Genomic DNA, 16,417 nt, shown 5'->3' on the forward strand with positions numbered 1-16,417 from the left:
AATACTTCTGATGCTAGAGTTATGCTAAATCAGCAAGACAATGACAGAGTTTAGCCAGGGTAATAAAACTAAAAAACTAACTATTGCCGCCTCTTCAAAAGGTGTCGAAACAGCGAAAAAAGCTTTGGAAAAGCTAGAGTTTGAGCTAAAAAGTAACTTTCCTAAGTCACAAGGTATAAGTCACTATACAGTTACAAAATTTTTGAAATCAGAGCCAATTCAGCTTGATTTATTTAAACGGATATGCGAGGGATTGACCCTAGACTGGAAAGAAATTGCGGGAATAGTAGAAGAAAAATCATCAGAACAACTAAACAAAACTGATGGCAGTAGCTCAGAGCCGGTGCAGGGTGTAGAGCAAAGTCAAACCCTGACGCACCAAGAGACTATAATCGAAAGACAAAGTCAAACAATAAAAGCTGTTCTTGTATTAGAAGGAGATATAAATTCAGTTCAACCTTCAAAACTGATTGAATCTATTTTACAACAATCTTCAGGATACACGATCAACATTATTGATATCAAACCAAGCCGCTTAATCTTAGAGGGGTTTCAAGAAGCTATCGAAGGGCTTGAAGCTCGGATAAAATCAGAAGACCTAAAAGAATTAAGTGGTTTTCCTGTTAAAGATATTCAAATTTTGAACGAAAGTTCAGATGATGAAGATAATAGCAAGCTTGATCATAAATGGCGTCTAGTCGCAGAGATTGCTAGTGGTGGAGCTGTGGGTCGAGACTTGAGGGGTGCGAACCTCAGTGATGCGGACCTCAGTGATACCAAGCTCAGTGGTGCTAACCTATGTGATGCAGACTTGAGTGGTGCAGACTTGAGTGGTGCCGACTTAAGTGGTGCCGACTTCAATGATGCAAACCTTAGTGGTGCCGACCTCAGTAGTGCTAACCTGATTCGTGCTAATTTGATTCGTGCGAACTTGAGTGGTGCTAACCTCAGTGATGTTAAGGTGATTGGTGGGAACCTCGGTAATGCTAACCTCAGCAATGCCAACTTCAGTAGTGCGAAGCTAATTCGTGCCAATCTTAGTGGTGCCGACCTTAGTGGTGCCGACCTCAGTAATGCGAACTTCAGTGGTGCCTCTCTGTATAGTGCCAACCTCAGTAATGCCAATCTCAGTAGTGCTAACCTCAGGGGTACTGAGCTGAGTGGTGCCAATCTCAGTGGTGCCGATCTGCGGGGTACCAAGCTCAGTGGTGCCAACCTCAGTGGTGCCAACCTCAGTAATGCCAAGCTGATTGATAGCAATCTCAGGGGTACTGAGCTGAGTGGTGCCAACCTCAGTGGTGCCAACCTCAGGGGTGCCTCTCTTTATAGTGCTAACCTCAGTGGTGCCAACCTCAGGGGTGCCTCTCTTTATAGTGCCAACCTCAGTGGTGCCAATCTTAGTGGTGCCAACCTTAGTCTTGCCAACTTGTGTCCTATGAGGGTGTCTGGTACCGATTTTAGTGCTGCAAACCTCAGTGGCGCTAACCTTGGTGGTGCCTACTTGTATCGTGCTGACCTTAAAGATACCGATCTCAGTAGTGCCAACCTCACTGGTGCCGATCTCAGTAGTGCTAACCTTAATGGTGCTGACGTGAAAAATGCCCGATTCGGATATATTGTAGGAATTGATGAATCCACAAAGCTTAAGCTAATTAAAAGAGGAGCAATTTTTTAGAATTTTCCAGGTGAACCCTCTGAAATTAGTTCTTGAAAACTTACCAGTTATGTGTATTAAAAAAGAGCGATCGCCTAATTTACCTAACTGGTAATTCGACTGATAATTTATCTGTATTAAAAAAGAGCGATCGCTCTTTTTTACCTAACTGGTAATTCGTCTGATAATTTATCTGTATTAAAAAAGAGCGATCGCCTAATTTACCTAACTGGTAATTCGACACTAATTTCATTAGCTATATCCAATAACAGTCAAACGGTTAACCTTTAACCATCAACAACCTTGTTATTAATAACATAAATCAGGTTTATCAACAATAATTTCGGGACTTATAAAGGGATTTTAACCTAAAAAAAACTCCTAATTTTCAATGCTTAAGCTAAGCTTTAAACAAAGCGATCCATCACGTTTTTAAAACGTTAATGTTCAGGGGAAGCAGCCATGATTTCTAGGTGGCCACCATTGTAGCTAAGGGCTAAGCAGCGATAAGTTTACAATTTATTGAGTAATGTTTCATAGTTTTGCTAACTGATAGCATAGCGTTATATTCCTGATAATGCTGGGGTGAAGGGAGTGATGGTGATGGGGAGAGTGCTTGTGAATTTTAATTATTTTAGCAGTATAATTTAATTATAAGGAGAATTTTAATGAATCAAACAATGACACTAATCAGGAGTAACGATTATGAAAGATTACAAGAACAACGATGTAGTCAACTCTTATGAAATTGTCAACCGAGAGGAAGGGTATACTCACAACCGTAATACTGAAGAAGTCTTGTTAGCAGACCTGACTGGAATAGAAGACCCTGACCGGATTTTTGAGGGTGTGGTTGACCGTGACACTGGGATGGGACGCACCTTGGAGAAGTTGAGAATTAGCAAACTATCCGGTGGCAATGTGACCGGTGGCGATATTTATGATAATTGGTATCAGGCTGAAGTAGTGGGGGAAGAAGCAGTTGGAGGACAAACGCCCACTCCTGACCAAAATGTAACTGAAGACTTGCTGGAGTCCATGGGGATTTCTTCAGTTGATGGTGAAGCTGTGCAAACTCGAGACAAGTTAGAGGTTCGTGATCACCTCCGCTGGGAGCTGAACCCTGAATCTTCTGAAGATTACTCCGAGCACTCGAAATAAGGTACTGTTGGCAACGGATGGCTTAACGGATGTCAGGGATAGGGAGAGGGATTGATGTTTTTTTGGGGATTATTTTGGGAATTGATTAGTTTGGGAATATCGGGACTTAAACCATAAAAAACGTCTAAAAGAGGGGATATTTGCTGCCAACCTTAGTTTTCCCCTCTAGTTCAATCCCGATGAATCAGACAACTACCGCAAAGGAAACAATGATGATTTATACTAAAAAAAATTCTGGTAATTTCCTGGCGGTTTTTGTGTGACAAAATACTACAATTGAATTATGTAAGGGGCTTGAAAAATTAGACAAATTCACGTAAAGTCATTAAAGTAATCTCAACCATAGAATAGTGAAACAAATTTTCCTGAGAAGCTTTCAAGCTTTTGTGATGACAGTTCTGTTGATGCTTTCGATAGTAGCATCACTGACTAGTTACCCCGATATAGCCCTAGCCCAAACAGATTCTAACATCTCCAGCCCTGGTTCTCAGGTTGAAATCCTACATCCAACTGCTTTTGTTAACCTAAATAATGGCTCGTTCACACCTAATTTTGGAGCTGTAGCTAACATTTTCAATGGCAATGGACTGACTGGTAGCGGCACGGAACTGGATCAACTCCACGTAGCTGGAGGAAATTCAGCTAACTTTCTCTCAGCTAAGCTAAATCATTGTGCAACCGCAGCTGATGTCAACTTTGACTTTGACTTTGGCAGCCCAGTCCTATTCAATACACTAGCCCTCTGGAATTACAATGCTTTCAATACAACGGCAACTAATCGGGGCATCAAAGACTTTATCTTAGTTCTCTCTAACAATTCAGATTTTAGTGATCCAGTTTTTGAATCTTCAACCCTAACTCTGCCTAAAGGACCTGCAACCAATATTCCGGCTACTATCTTCTCTTTTCCTAATGTGGAAGCTCAGTTTGCCAGAATCGATGTTGTCTCCAACTATGGACCGACAAGTCTGATTGGCTTATCTGAGGTTCGTTTTGCCAAGATGGTTAGTAACACAACACCTATCTCGTCTCCTGATCTACAACCTGAATTGCCCAATTGCGTGAATTCAGATTGCAATTGTTCAGATTTCAGTACTCAAGCTGAAGCCCAACAGGTGCTTGATGCCTTTCCCGGCGACCCCCACCGGCTAGACCGTGATAAAGATGGTATCGCTTGTGAGTCACTGCCGTAAACAAAGTAATTGTATTTTTGGTTTTGGGGAGTTTCACAGTTACTTAATGTGATCCGGAGGCACCCCACCAAAAAGCCCTAACCTACTACACCAGCACTACCCCGACGAGTTAACTTTTGGGGGGTTTGGCGGGCTATAAGTCCGCGCGCGAAATCTTTGATTTGGCGTTGGGATACATGGACAAGCCAAGCCAATTGAAACCCTCGATGGGGTGATAATTGGCAATCGGATAAATAGTCTAACAAGACGGCAATATTTGTTAGACTATTTGTATGGAAAGCATGACTTACACATATCGCATTCATCCAGATATCGACCAAGAAGCAAAGATGCTTGATTGGCTCGAACAATGTCGGCGTGTTTATAATTACGCACTACGACAAAGAAAAGACTGGATCAATAGCCGTAAGTGTAGAGTTGACGCTTGTAGTCTCAGGCAGGAATATATTATCTCTGCTGACGAACCATATCCTGACTACTACAAACAACAGAACGCACTGACAGTCGCCAAGAAAAGCATTCGTGAATTTCAGGCTGTACATTCTCAAGTCCTTCAAGATGCTCTCAAGAGACTTGATAGAGCATTTAAGATTAGACAACAGAGACAGTTTGGGTTTCCACGCTTCAAGAAGGTTGGACGTTATCGTTCGTTTGTATTCCCTCAGTTCAAATCGAATCCGATTACTGGGTGGCAAATCAAACTCCCTAAGATTGGTAAGATGCCGATTGTTCTGCATCGAGCTATTCCAAAAGGATTTGTTATCAAGCAGGTTCGAGTCCTGATGAAAGCTTCGGGGTGGTATGCTCAACTGATTTTGCATTCTGACATATCTATCCCCGATCCGATGCCTCATGGTGAACCCTTGGGTATTGATTGGGGGATTTCCAGTTTTGTCGCTACCAGCCAAGGTGAATTGATTGATAATCCTCGGTTCTACATTCAGTCTCAAAGCAAGCTTAAATGGCTGCAACGCAGATTGAGTAAGAAACAAAAAGGAAGTAAATCTTATCAAGCTTTGACACACAAAATATCTTTGCTGCACGAAAAGATTGGTAATCAGCGAAAAGATTTTCACTACAAAGTTAGCCATCATCTTTGCCGTCAGGCAGGAATGATCTTTGCTGAAGATTTGAACATTTTGGGATTGAGCAAAGGTATGCTTGCCAAGCACGTCTTGGATAGTGCGCCTGGTCAATTCTTGAATATCTTGGATTGGGTTTGTCGCAAGACTGGGACTTACTATCAAAAAGTTGATGCTAAAGGCAGTAGTCAACTTTGTCCTGAATGTGGGGCTGATGTGCCTAAAGACTTGAGTGTCAGAATACATAGTTGTCCAGAATGTCAGATCGTCATGCCTCGCGATGTGGCTAGTGGCAAAATTATCGTAAATAGAGGTATTGCAGCCGTTGAAGGTCTAGCGGTCGTCAAGCTGGGTGTGGAGGAAGAATCGTAGGATTACCAATGAAGCACCAAGTTCTCGCAAGTTGAGAAGCCCAGGCTATATTACGTAGCGATAGCGAAGTAATTAGCGTTGGGAGTATGTCACGGAAACTTAGCACAATCCTGCCAAATTAAAAAATCTGAGCTTTAATCAATAGTGGAAGCTGCAAGAGGAAAATCTAGGCACGCCATGGGTAGGGTAATTAAAACAGCCATAGGGTTATTACTGGGATTATCTCTCATCCTAGGTATAATAAGCTGTGATAGCGCTAAACTAACTTCAGGGTTTGAACCCTTACCAGCAGTAGCTCCCCTACCGATGCCTCAAATCCCAGAGTGGATTGAGCAAATTAGTCCCATCGGCATAGCTGAGCCCCTCTCTCAAATTCGGATTCGCTTCAAAGACCCCTTGATTCCCGTTGAACGCTTGGGAAGTCCGAATCAGCGGGAAATATTACAGAAATTTGAAATCATACCCCCTATCCCTGGGCAATTTCGTTTCTTAACCCCACGGATGGTAGGATTCCAAGCTGACCAAGCTCTGCCTCTAGCCACTCGTGTCCAAGTTACCCTCAAAGCTGGATTAACTGACCTAAACAATCATAGTCTAGAACAAGACTTAGCCTGGACCTTCAATACTGCCCCGATCCAGTTAACCAATCTGCCAGCAACTCAGAGGAATCCAGAAGCCGAACCACAACCGATTGCCCTGGAGCCTAAGTTAGAGTTTACCTCCAATACTCAATTGGATCTCGCTTCAGTAAACGAGCACTTGACCATGACACCAAAAGGTCAGACTCAGAGTGTCAAGCTAGATGTAGCCCTTAAAGAACAAGAGGATGTTTCCTCAGAGTATAGGCAACCCGCTCAGGAATTTAACCCCTCCTTGCGGCCATGGATTTATACGATCACCCCTAAGCAACCCCTAACTAAAGCTACCGATTACAAATTAGCCTTTGCCCCTGGTGTGCGTCCCGCTCGCGGCAATATCGCGACCGAAACCCCTTTCGTTAGTCAAGTCAAAACCTTTGACCCCTTGACCTATCAGGAAACCACATTTTACGGACAGCCAGAGGCGGGAGGCGCTTATGGACGGTTTGTGAACGGGGCAGCTCAGTTGGAATTTAATAATCCTTTGCTAGCCTCTTCCGCCATGGAGAATATTACGGTTGAGCCTGCTCCCAAGGAAGCTCCCAAATTGGTGCAAGCTTATGATGGCAATCGATTCGTTAACCTTAATCCTTGGGCATTAGAACCAGAAACTACCTATACCGTTACTCTCGGTGCTAATCTCACTGACCAATTTGGGCAAACCTTGGGTGAACCAATAACCTTTAAGTACGAAACAGGGGATTTAGCAGGGGATATCTGGGCTCCCTCGGATTTGCATATCTTTCCCTCTACCCTAAAAAGCAATTCCGAGTCCCTACAGTTGAATATTTCTACAGTCAATTTACCGCAACCGGAGTATAAAGCCGCTTATCGCATTGTTCAACCTACTGACTTGGTCTATAAAGATTCCGCTTATCCGAGTGGCAAGAGCAATGATTTATTACCGAAGCCAACTCAATGGGAACGTTTCCGGGTAGCGGGAAAGAAAAATAAAACCACTAATATCGCGGTTTCCCTGAGGAAACGACTGGGAGGTCCAACGGGAATGTTGGCCTATGGGGTGCAAGCGAAAACCAATCGCTATCAGGATGGCAATGGAAACGAAAAGTGGTGGGAACCAACCTTTTATGGCATGGTGCAGCTGACCAATTTGGGAGTGTTTGCGCAATGGTTCCCTGATTCCGGTTTGGTGCAAGTGAATCATCTGTCCGATGGCTCACCAGCAGCAGCAACGGTAGAGATATATAAGTCTGAGCTGAATGCTTCCTATCGAGGCTCACCAAAACCCTGTGCGATCGCAAAAACTGACAGAACTGGCACCATCGCCCTAAACAGCCAAGCTCTACGTCAATGTATGAATGGGGCAACGCGCTTCACTAAAGGTCCGCAATTACTGGTAATTGCTAAAGAAGGCAAAGACTGGGCATTTACTCGAACCAATGAATATAGTGGGTATTATGGCTACGGGATTTATTCAGACTGGGACAATGGCAAACCAAAATCCCGAGGCACTATTTTCTCAGACAGACAGCTTTACCAACCAGGAGAAAAGGCTTGGTTCACTGCAGCAGCCTATTATCTAGAAAAAGATAACCTCACCCAAGACAAAAATGCCTCCTATCAGGTCACCCTGGTAGAACCCAATGGTAAGAAGACAGGTTTAGGCACTAAGAAAACCAATGAATTTGGTACCTTTTCCCTAGAATTACCCCTGAAAGAGAATCAACCCCTAGGTTTCTATACCGTCCAGGCCAGGGGAAGCAATGGCAGAGAAATTTCAGGTGGTTTCCGAGTAGCTGAGTTTAATCCTCCTAACTTTAAAGTTGACCTAACCCTTGCTCAAAAATTTGCTAACATGGGCGAGAAGGTGGACGCTAATGTCCAAGGAAATTATTGGTTTGGTTCAAATGTAGATGGGGGCAAGGTGGCTTATTACGTCACCCGCACCCCCGTCTACTTTACTCCAGAAGGATGGGAAGAGTTTTCCTTTGGTCAGCAGTGGTTTTGGCCCCAGGAAAGACCGCAAGTTACCAGTGATGTCCTCCAAACTAATCAAACCTTGAGTGAGTCTGGGGAAAGTAGTCTAACTATTCCGGTGACGAAAGACCTGCCCTATCCCATGACTTACCGGGTAGATTCCCAAGTTACCGATGTCTCGAATCTGTCGGTATCCGATTCTAAAACATTTACAGCTTTACCTAGCGATAAACTAATTGGATTAAAAGGGGATTGGGTGGCGGATGCCGGAAAACCATTCCCTGTAGAAGTGATTGTTACTGACCCCACCGGTAAATTAATTAAAGGACAATCAGTACGCCTGGAACTGCAAGAAATGAAATACAGCAGTGTTACCCAGGTGTTGGCAGGGAGTCAGCGAGAAAAGAATCAGGTGGAATACAAAACCGTTAAAGAGGTAACTGTCCGTTCCGGTAGTAGTCCAAAATCCATCAAGCTCACTCCCCCCTCATCCGGTTCTTATCGAATTCGCGCTAATTTGGCTAAAGCTAAAAATGACTTAGCAGCAACAGACTTACAAATTTGGGCAACCGGTGGAAACTCAGTGTACTGGGGGTCTCGCTATGATAACTCTCGTCTGGATATCAAACTAGACAAGGATAGCTATAAGCCGGGGGAAACAGCTACAGCCTTGATTCAATCTCCCTATCCTGAAGGGGAATTGTATTTTTCAGTAGTTCGGAACAATACTCTCTATCGCAAAGTAGTCAAAGTTAAAGGGGGTGCGCCAGAGATTAAGTTCAAAGTCACTCCCGAGATGGTACCTAATGCAGCAGTAGAAGCAGTAGTAGTGCGCCAAGGCAAACCCCTATCCCAAGTGGAGCCGGGGAGTGTAGAAAATCTGGTGCGGATCGGTTTTGCTCCGTTTAATACCAAGTTGGATGATAACTATCTCAAGGTAACAGAGACATTGCAGTCTAAGTCCATTGAACCTGGTGCTAAGCAAACAGTGGAATTATCATTGCAAAATTCTAAGGGTAAACCAGTAAAGGGACAGTTTACCGTGATGGTTGTCAATGAAGCCATCTTGCAACTGAGTGGCTACCAAGTACCGGATTTAGTAGAGACCGTGTATGCTCAGCAAGATATTTCCACTCGCTTCAGTGATAACCGTCCTAAGGTGGTGCTAGAAAAGCTAGCGACGCGAATGATGGACAAAGGCTGGGGCTATGGTGGAGGAGAGTCTTCTGGCGCAGCTAGTACTCGGATTCGCACGGAATTCAAACCCTTAGCCTACTACAATGGTTCACTGGTAACAGATGCCAATGGTAAAGCAAAGGTAACCTTTAAACTACCAGATAATTTAACCACTTGGCGGGTGATGGCAGTAGCAACGGATGGCAACCTACACTTTGGTAATGGCCAGGCTACCTTTATCACCACCAAGCGGCTGATGGCTAATCCAGTATTACCTCAATTTGCTCGTCCAGGCGATCGCTTTAAAGCTGGGATAGCGCTAATTAATAATACTGGGAAAACGGGAGATTTACAGATTAATGCACAACTGACCGGTGGGGTTCAGTTTGATGGTGGTAAAGGGCCTACGCTGAATCAAAAAACCTCAGCCAAGACCGGAACCAGTGGTTATCGTTTTCCGATGGTAGCCAATAACTTGGGTAAAGCTAAAGTCAAGTTTACGACTAAGCTCAATGGTAATCAAGATGGGTTTGAAGTGCCTTTAGCTGTCAAACCCGTTGACATTACTGAGCAAGTGGTGGAATCGGGAGTAACCAGGAATCAAGTAAAAATCCCAGTGAATATAGCTAGTAACGTGGTACCTGACAGCGGAGGGTTAGAGATTTCCCTGGCTAGTACTCTGATTCCTGAAATTACTGCTCCGGCTAAGCAAGTCTTGGGTAACGAAGACTTACCCTTCTTAGAACCGGTAGCAAGTAAATTAGCGATCGCATCCAATTTGGAAATACTCGGCAAACAATATGGTCAGACCTTTGCTGAGTTTAACCCTAGCCAACAAGGCACTGAGGCTATCAAACAGTTACAGAAACTCCAGCGACCAGATGGTGGCTTTGCCAGATGGCCCGGACAAAAATCCTCAGACCCCTTCGTCTCTCCCTATGCTGCTACTGCTCTAGCTCGGGCTAAAGCAGCAGGATTATCAGTAGATTCCGGGATGGTGAGCCGTCTCCAGAACTACTTGCAGAAAATATTGGCCAATCCTGGTCAGTATGATTATTGCAAGAGCGTAGTGTGTAAGAGTAAGGTGCGATTAGAAGCACTGATGGGATTAGCAGAACTCGGTCAAACCCGCAGTGACTTCCTAGGATACCTTTATGAACAGAGCAGTAACTTCGACCGGGTCACTCAGATTAAATTAGCGCGTTACTTATTACAGTTTCGTCAGTGGCGGAGCCAAGCCCAAACTCTAGTTAATCAGTTTCAGGAAAGCATCTATCAAACTGGGCGTTCAGCTCGGATAAATTTACCCCAAAGCTGGCGTTGGCTGGATTCGTCTACTACTGCACAAGCTCAAGCCTTGCGTCTATTTATTGCCCAAAACAGTTCAGCCGAGGTTCGCAGTAAACTATTACAAGGGTTATTAGAGTTACGGCGAGATGGCACTTGGCAAACTAGCTACGATAATGCCCAAGCCTTGAGTGCCTTAGTAGACTATAGTCGATTACAGCCTACACCCCCCAGCTTTGGAGCAACGGTGCAACTAGCAGGGAAAAAACTTGGCTCAGCCCAGTTCCAGGGGTATAAGAAACCTAGTCAATCGATTCAGGTTACCATGGATAACTTACCCCGAGGTCGCCATGACCTGATTGTCAAAAAATCTGGTTCAGGGACTCTACACTACTTAACCAGCTATCGTTATCGCTTACAAGGCAATCAACCCGGTCGGTTTAATGGATTACGAGTAAACAAGACCATACGTCCCGCTAATCAGGAAAAGGTGTTGCGAAAGATTGGACTGTATGCTCTCAAAGACCCATTAACAGTACCAGCCGGACAAGTGTTTGATATTGGCGTGGAGGTGATTACCGATCATCCAGTGGATCATGTGGTGATCGAAGATCTCTTACCAGCTGGGTTGGAAGCAGTGGATACTAGTTTCCAAACTGCTACTCCTTACTTCCAAGCTCAACAGGATAGCTGGCAAATAGATTATCAGAAAATTCATCGCGATCGCATTGTGGCTTATGCCGATCGATTGGAGGCTGGTGTCTATAATTTACATTATCTGGTGCGCTCAGTTACACCAGGAACCTATTTATGGCCCCCTGCCCAAGCACACCTCAACTATGCCCCAGAAGAATTTGGCAGGTCGGCTTCCTCTACGTTAGTGATTAATGATTAGTGATTAGTGATTAGTAATTAGTTAATTGTTAATTGTTAATTGTTAATTACCATTATGCCTTTGCCTTAAATTGACAAACGAGTAGTGATTGAATACCCTTTTAAAGTTGATGGTGCTAAATCCATATCCGAATCAAAAAACGAATCCCAATAAAAAACCAAATGTCCGCCCCTTGGAGGTCAAGCTAATGTTAGAGTTTAATAAATCTTCAGCTATCGACATCGAGAAAGGAAATTCGACAACAACTCATAATCATGAAACCATTGAAACCGTTGTCAAAACGGAGAATCAGGAAACTAATAAAATAGGCTTAACTCAGCCAAAATTTTGGTCTAAGCCACTGATTGGACATATCGCCTTAACTTCTGTATTGGTTTTACTGATTACTGTAGGAGTAATCTTTCTCTATTCCTTAGGTAACTACCAAACCCAAAAGTGGTTGTTACCCCCAAGAGCACCAGTTGCCTATACTGAGACCATCGCTGAGGCTGCTCCCCTTGAACAAGAAAGAATTAGTGACCAAATCCAAGAAATCCAAGCGCGAGACCAAAGGCATTTTAAAATGATGACATTCTTCTACAACAATTACTATATGTCTAAGTTAATGACCTATGGTACAGCGATTGTAGCAGGAATTTGTTTACTCTTTATTATTCGAGCAGGTTGGAATAGTACTCACCCTTATGTGATTAATATCTTCGTAGTGGTTTCAGCATCAGCTATTATGTTTGGAAATCTTCCTGGATTATTCCGGTATGAGGACAGTATTGTCAATAACAAACAGTTATACCTGAACTATGCATCTCTAAAGAATGAGGTAAATAGCTACTTGGTCACAGGTCAAGATATCCATGGTAATCCTAGAGAAATGAAGTACTTCATTAATCACATTGATCAGGAATTAAGTCGATTAAATCAACTACCAATTGGGTTTGAGAGAACTCGACTCTTAGATTATCCCAATTTATATAGCAGCTCTCAATTGGATCAGGGACTTTAGTCCTGGGTTATAGGGAGTAGGGAGTAGGGAGTAGGGAGTAGGGAGTAGGGATGCAGTTGCTGTTTCCGTGTTCAATTTAGTCTAATGATATTTTGGCTGAAATGGATTTTACTAGGTGTTATGCTAGCAGTGAGCATCCTACTCCTAAGGCAAGTCCTCTATGACCGTTGCTCAAGAATCTACTTAGGTCTGAAATATCCAGCACCAGGTAAATTGGTAGATGTGGGCGCTAAACCTTGGCCAATAGGCACGCGCGTCGCGTTCAACCAACCGGTTAATCTACCCTACACCGAACGCCAAAGGCGAACAAGCAAATAACCTTTAACCTAACAACTAACCTAACAACCGGTTAACCTTCAACTAAATAACCTTCAACCAAATAACCTTGGCCAATAGGCCAAGCGATCGCGTTCAACCTAACCACCGAAGTTACGACCCATCCCTAACCCTCTGTTGGCTTTAACCCGATCACCTCTGCCACAGCAGCAGTTGTCGGCTCAATCCCTTCTGTCAATGGGTTGTTGCTGTGTTCGATTGCAGTATCTGGATCTTTGAGACCATTACCTGTCAGTACACAAACCACGGTTGCTCCTGTGGGTACCTGGTCTTTTACTTTCAACAAACCAGCTACTGATGTAGCGCTCGCTGGTTCACAAAAAATTCCTTCTTGGGATGCCAATAACCGATAGGCATCTAAAATTTCTTGATCGGTAACGCTATTAAATGCCCCTTTACTAGCTTCTTGGGCTGCGATCGCTTTTTCCCAGCTAGCTGGGTTGCCCACCCGAATTGCGGTTGCAATGGTTTCGGGATGCTCTAGGACTTTGCCAGCGACAATCGGAGATGCTCCAGATGCTTGAAATCCCATCATTTGGGGTAAGCGATCGCATTTCCCGTGTTCATGGTACTCGCAAAATCCCATCCAGTAGGCACAAATATTGCCAGCATTCCCCACTGGTATGCACAGCCAATCAGGAGCATCACCTAAGTTGTCCACTATTTCAAACGCAGCTGTCTTTTGACCTTCTAAGCGATAAGGATTGACGGAATTGACCAAGGTCACGGGATACTTTGATGCCATTTTCCGGACAATTTTCAAGCAGTCATCAAAATTTCCCTTAATCGCTATTACTGTTGCTCCATATACCAACGCTTGGGCTAATTTCCCCAGAGCCACATAACCATCAGGAACAATCACAAATGCCCGCATTCCCCCCCGACTAGCGTAGGCTGCTGCTGATGCCGAGGTATTTCCGGTACTAGCACAGATTACCGCCTGGTCTCCTGCTTCCTTAGCTTTTGAAATCGCCATGGTCATTCCCCGGTCTTTAAAACTACCGGTAGGATTGAGACCGTCATATTTCACCAGTACCTTTACTCCTCTGCCAATAATTTTGGCAATAGTGGGCACAGGAATTAGGGGAGTATTACCTTCGAGTAAGGTTACCACTGGTGTGGAGTCAGTGACTGGCAAATAAGGACGGTAAGCCTCAACTAAGCCAGGCCAGTTGAGTGAAGTAGAAATGCCACCACTCACAGTAGACGAATCAGAAACAGACAGACTTGAAGCCACGTTTGGTTAGGGAAGTATTAAGGGTGAAGTATCAAGTGTGAAGTGTGAAGTATGAAGCATGAAGCATGAAGCATGAAGGTTATGAGATGTCAACCCTTCCATTGATTTTTATTGCTTACTCAGCAACTGGTATATTTTGCTACTTCATCCAATACGCCTTCATCCTTTACACTTCATCTTTGTCTATCTTATCTTGACTGATTCTGAATCACAGGCTTTCTGGGTTTTTCTGTGCGATGGCGTTTATCTGTGTTAAGCCGCAGTTTGGGACGTTCCACCATTCGTTCTTCGAGATCGTCACTAATGGGGGGTTGAGTTTTGTCATAGAACAATTGCAATGCTGCCGCTGCGATCGCATGAGCATCATATTCTTCTTCCAACTCCCGTACAACTGGCAAGAAAGAAGCCATCCGTTCCCCTGATAAAGCTTCCCGTAACTCTGCCTGCAGTCTTTCTAAGCGCCGGGTCTCAATTTGTGAGCGGGTCGGAATCCGGGTAACTTCCAACCGTTGCCGCACCTTGCGCTCAATCTGGTAGAGTTTACGGCGTTCAAAAGGTTGAATCAGGGTAATTGCTGTTCCTGTCTTACCAGCACGACCGGTACGACCAATGCGGTGAATGTAGCTTTCTACTTGATCTGGCAGGTCAAAATTGATCACGTGGGTGAGATGATCCACATCTAGACCACGGGCAGCAATATCGGTTGCTACTACCCAACGCACTTGATTTTTCCGGAACCGATACAATAACCGCTCCCGCTGACTCTGACTCAAATCACCGTGGTACTCATCCACACTGTGACCAGCCGCTTGTAATTGGTTCGTTAGTTCAGCAGCAGCTTTTCGTGTCCGCACAAAAATGATTGAAGCTTCTGGGTCTTCCAGTTCCAGAATCGGATGGAGAGCCCTGATTTTGGAGCAGCCACGGGGTACCATGTAAACTCGCTGTTCAATGCGCGCTGGTGCTGCTTTCGATTGCTGAACTTTAACAGTGACGGGGGATTTCAGGAACTTGCTGACTAGCTCCTGAATTGGCCGGGGCATGGTTGCTGAGAAGCAAGTAGTCTGACGCTCTTCGGGAGTCTGTTGGAGGATTTTCTTAACATCATCGATAAAGCCCATGCTTAACATTTCATCGGCTTCATCAAGTACCACCCAGCTCAGGTTTTCCAGCTTAAGGTCTCCCCGGTCTAGCAAGTCAATCACCCGTCCGGGAGTTCCTACCACAATCTGAGCGCCTTTGTACAGCATCCGAATTTGCCGCTCAATGGACTGACCACCGCAGACGGTTAGTATATGCAATCGACGGTCCTCACTGAAGTCCCGAATCGCTTGGTTAACTTGCTGGGCTAACTCTCGGGTTGGGGTTAGAATTAAGGCTTGTACGGTTCGCTTGTCCAAGTCAATGCGATCTAGCATTGGTAGGGAAAACGCTGCTGTTTTGCCAGTACCGGTTTGAGACATACCGAGTACATCATGGCCATTGAGCAGTTCAGGAATAGCTTGGGCTTGGATAGTAGTAGGTGTAGTGAAGCCGATTTTTTCGAGTTGGCTTACACAAGATTCAGACAATCCCAGGCTTTGGAAAGAAACGGTCATAAGTTATTTTTCGATTTTTCGTTGGTTAGTTGTGGTTTTTTTTCTGGTAAGTCAGAAAGTTAAGTTAGTAGTTGAACGTGTCAGGAAACATTGTCATGGCTATAAAGACAGTGAGCCATCAAGTTTGACTCACCATGGCTTTTGCCTTGAGACACCTATGATGAGATTACATGAGTAGAAAGCGGTTTAGTTTCCACCCATTTGGTGTTGATAGGCATCAACTCCGCGCGTTGCACCTTGTCTTGATGCAGTCGCGCTTTGGGTTAACCCCCCTCAGGTCGGTAATGGTGCGTTTGACCTTGGCGAATTAAATTCGCCACGGGTCGCACCTCTGCATGGCTGTCACCATCAGCTGGGGTCTGTTGCGACCTATTTAGTGTGCCTAAAAGCTTGAGAGTAGGTTCATCCCACAAGAACACGTCTTACAGACGCAATGGTTAATGCCCTAGACACAGTGTCTTGATGCAATAGCGAGTGGGGGAAACCACGGCAGTCGCTCATGGGGGGAACCCCCAAGACCGCGCTGCCTCCCCAAGACCGTAATGGTGCGCTTTCCGTTGGCGAATTAAATTCGCCACGGGTCGCACCTCTGCATCGCTTGTCAGGTTGAGGGTGGCTCCTTGTCTTGATGCAATAGCGAGTGGGGGAAACCACGGCAGTCGCTCATGGGGGGAACCCCCAAGACCGCGCTGCCTCCCCAAGACCGTAATGGTGCGTTTGACCTTGGCGAATTAAATTCGCCACGGGTCGCACCTCTGCATCGCTAGCTAGGTATTGCCCGTTGGATTCGGGTGGGGTAAATCATCCCAAATTTGACCCTCAAAGCTGAATTGATGCACCGCTCAGCTAG

Annotated in this window: 12 protein-coding genes; 7 read left to right on the forward strand and 5 right to left on the reverse strand. The window is 44.8% G+C overall.

Translation table 11 applies throughout. From position 1 onward, the window contains the following. Nucleotides 1-40: 40 nt before the first annotated feature. Nucleotides 41-1,675: a pentapeptide repeat-containing protein gene (locus F6K64_RS11710; protein WP_008177582.1), complete on the forward strand. Its 1,635-nt coding sequence runs from the start codon at nucleotides 41-43 to the stop codon at nucleotides 1,673-1,675. Nucleotides 1,676-1,754: 79 nt separating this feature from the next. Here the strand turns inward: F6K64_RS11710 and F6K64_RS11715 are convergent, their stop codons facing one another. Beyond that, complete coding sequence (locus tag F6K64_RS11715; RefSeq protein ID WP_287257066.1) at nucleotides 1,755-1,907, reverse strand: hypothetical protein; 153 nt, start codon at nucleotides 1,905-1,907, stop codon at nucleotides 1,755-1,757. Between the two features lie 452 nt (nucleotides 1,908-2,359). Between F6K64_RS11715 and F6K64_RS11720 the strand changes: the two genes are divergently transcribed. The 6 genes from F6K64_RS11720 (at nucleotide 2,360) to F6K64_RS11745 (ending at nucleotide 12,714) form a co-directional block, all read left to right on the forward strand. Next, nucleotides 2,360-2,815, forward strand: coding sequence for a DUF6335 family protein (locus F6K64_RS11720; protein WP_008177584.1), 456 nt, complete (start codon nucleotides 2,360-2,362; stop codon nucleotides 2,813-2,815). A 350-nt stretch (nucleotides 2,816-3,165) separates the two neighbouring features. Further along, a complete protein-coding gene (locus F6K64_RS11725) occupies nucleotides 3,166-4,008 on the forward strand; it encodes an excalibur calcium-binding domain-containing protein (protein ID WP_008177586.1) in 843 nt (280 codons plus the stop codon). A gap of 281 nt (nucleotides 4,009-4,289) precedes the next feature. Then, on the forward strand, nucleotides 4,290-5,462 hold the full coding sequence (locus tag F6K64_RS11730; protein ID WP_229414236.1) for an RNA-guided endonuclease InsQ/TnpB family protein: 1,173 nt from the start codon (nucleotides 4,290-4,292) through the stop codon (nucleotides 5,460-5,462). A 177-nt stretch (nucleotides 5,463-5,639) separates the two neighbouring features. After that, entirely contained in the window at nucleotides 5,640-11,396 is a 5,757-nt protein-coding gene (locus F6K64_RS11735; RefSeq protein WP_008177594.1) for an alpha-2-macroglobulin family protein, read from the forward strand. A gap of 187 nt (nucleotides 11,397-11,583) precedes the next feature. Beyond that, nucleotides 11,584-12,396, forward strand: coding sequence for a hypothetical protein (locus F6K64_RS11740; RefSeq protein WP_131827032.1), 813 nt, complete (start codon nucleotides 11,584-11,586; stop codon nucleotides 12,394-12,396). Nucleotides 12,397-12,480: 84 nt separating this feature from the next. Then, nucleotides 12,481-12,714, forward strand: a complete 234-nt coding sequence (locus F6K64_RS11745; RefSeq protein ID WP_143764178.1) for a hypothetical protein — start codon at nucleotides 12,481-12,483, stop codon at nucleotides 12,712-12,714. A 124-nt stretch (nucleotides 12,715-12,838) separates the two neighbouring features. Here F6K64_RS11745 and thrC read toward each other — a convergent pair whose 3' ends face one another. The 4 genes from thrC to F6K64_RS11765 all read right to left on the reverse strand — a co-directional run bounded on the left by thrC (nucleotide 12,839) and on the right by F6K64_RS11765 (nucleotide 16,268). Further along, entirely contained in the window at nucleotides 12,839-13,957 is a 1,119-nt protein-coding gene (gene thrC / locus F6K64_RS11750; RefSeq protein ID WP_438941752.1) for a threonine synthase, read from the reverse strand. Between the two features lie 200 nt (nucleotides 13,958-14,157). Next, a complete protein-coding gene (locus tag F6K64_RS11755) occupies nucleotides 14,158-15,567 on the reverse strand; it encodes a DEAD/DEAH box helicase (protein WP_008177600.1) in 1,410 nt (469 codons plus the stop codon). 263 nt (nucleotides 15,568-15,830) lie between these two features. Then, nucleotides 15,831-15,986, reverse strand: coding sequence for a hypothetical protein (locus tag F6K64_RS11760; RefSeq protein WP_287262789.1), 156 nt, complete (start codon nucleotides 15,984-15,986; stop codon nucleotides 15,831-15,833). Between the two features lie 78 nt (nucleotides 15,987-16,064). Further along, nucleotides 16,065-16,268: a hypothetical protein gene (locus F6K64_RS11765; RefSeq protein ID WP_154659630.1), complete on the reverse strand. Its 204-nt coding sequence runs from the start codon at nucleotides 16,266-16,268 to the stop codon at nucleotides 16,065-16,067. Nucleotides 16,269-16,417: the final 149 nt, after the last annotated feature.

Origin of the sequence: Moorena sp. SIO3A2, from assembly GCF_010672265.1 — a bacterium.
In the GTDB taxonomy this organism is placed as follows: Bacteria; Cyanobacteriota; Cyanobacteriia; order Cyanobacteriales; family Coleofasciculaceae; genus Moorena; species Moorena producens.

Excerpts from the sequence above, each read along its gene's own strand:
- F6K64_RS11710 (WP_008177582.1), top strand. The coding sequence starts at position 41 with ATGACAGAGTTTAGCCAGGGTAATAAAACTAAAAAACTAACTATTGCC.
- F6K64_RS11715 (WP_287257066.1), bottom strand. The coding sequence starts at position 1,907 with ATGAAATTAGTGTCGAATTACCAGTTAGGTAAATTAGGCGATCGCTCT.
- F6K64_RS11720 (WP_008177584.1), top strand. The coding sequence starts at position 2,360 with ATGAAAGATTACAAGAACAACGATGTAGTCAACTCTTATGAAATTGTC.
- F6K64_RS11730 (WP_229414236.1), top strand. The coding sequence starts at position 4,290 with ATGACTTACACATATCGCATTCATCCAGATATCGACCAAGAAGCAAAG.
- F6K64_RS11735 (WP_008177594.1), top strand. The coding sequence starts at position 5,640 with ATGGGTAGGGTAATTAAAACAGCCATAGGGTTATTACTGGGATTATCT.
- F6K64_RS11740 (WP_131827032.1), top strand. The coding sequence starts at position 11,584 with ATGTTAGAGTTTAATAAATCTTCAGCTATCGACATCGAGAAAGGAAAT.
- F6K64_RS11745 (WP_143764178.1), top strand. The coding sequence starts at position 12,481 with ATGATATTTTGGCTGAAATGGATTTTACTAGGTGTTATGCTAGCAGTG.
- F6K64_RS11755 (WP_008177600.1), bottom strand. The coding sequence starts at position 15,567 with ATGACCGTTTCTTTCCAAAGCCTGGGATTGTCTGAATCTTGTGTAAGC.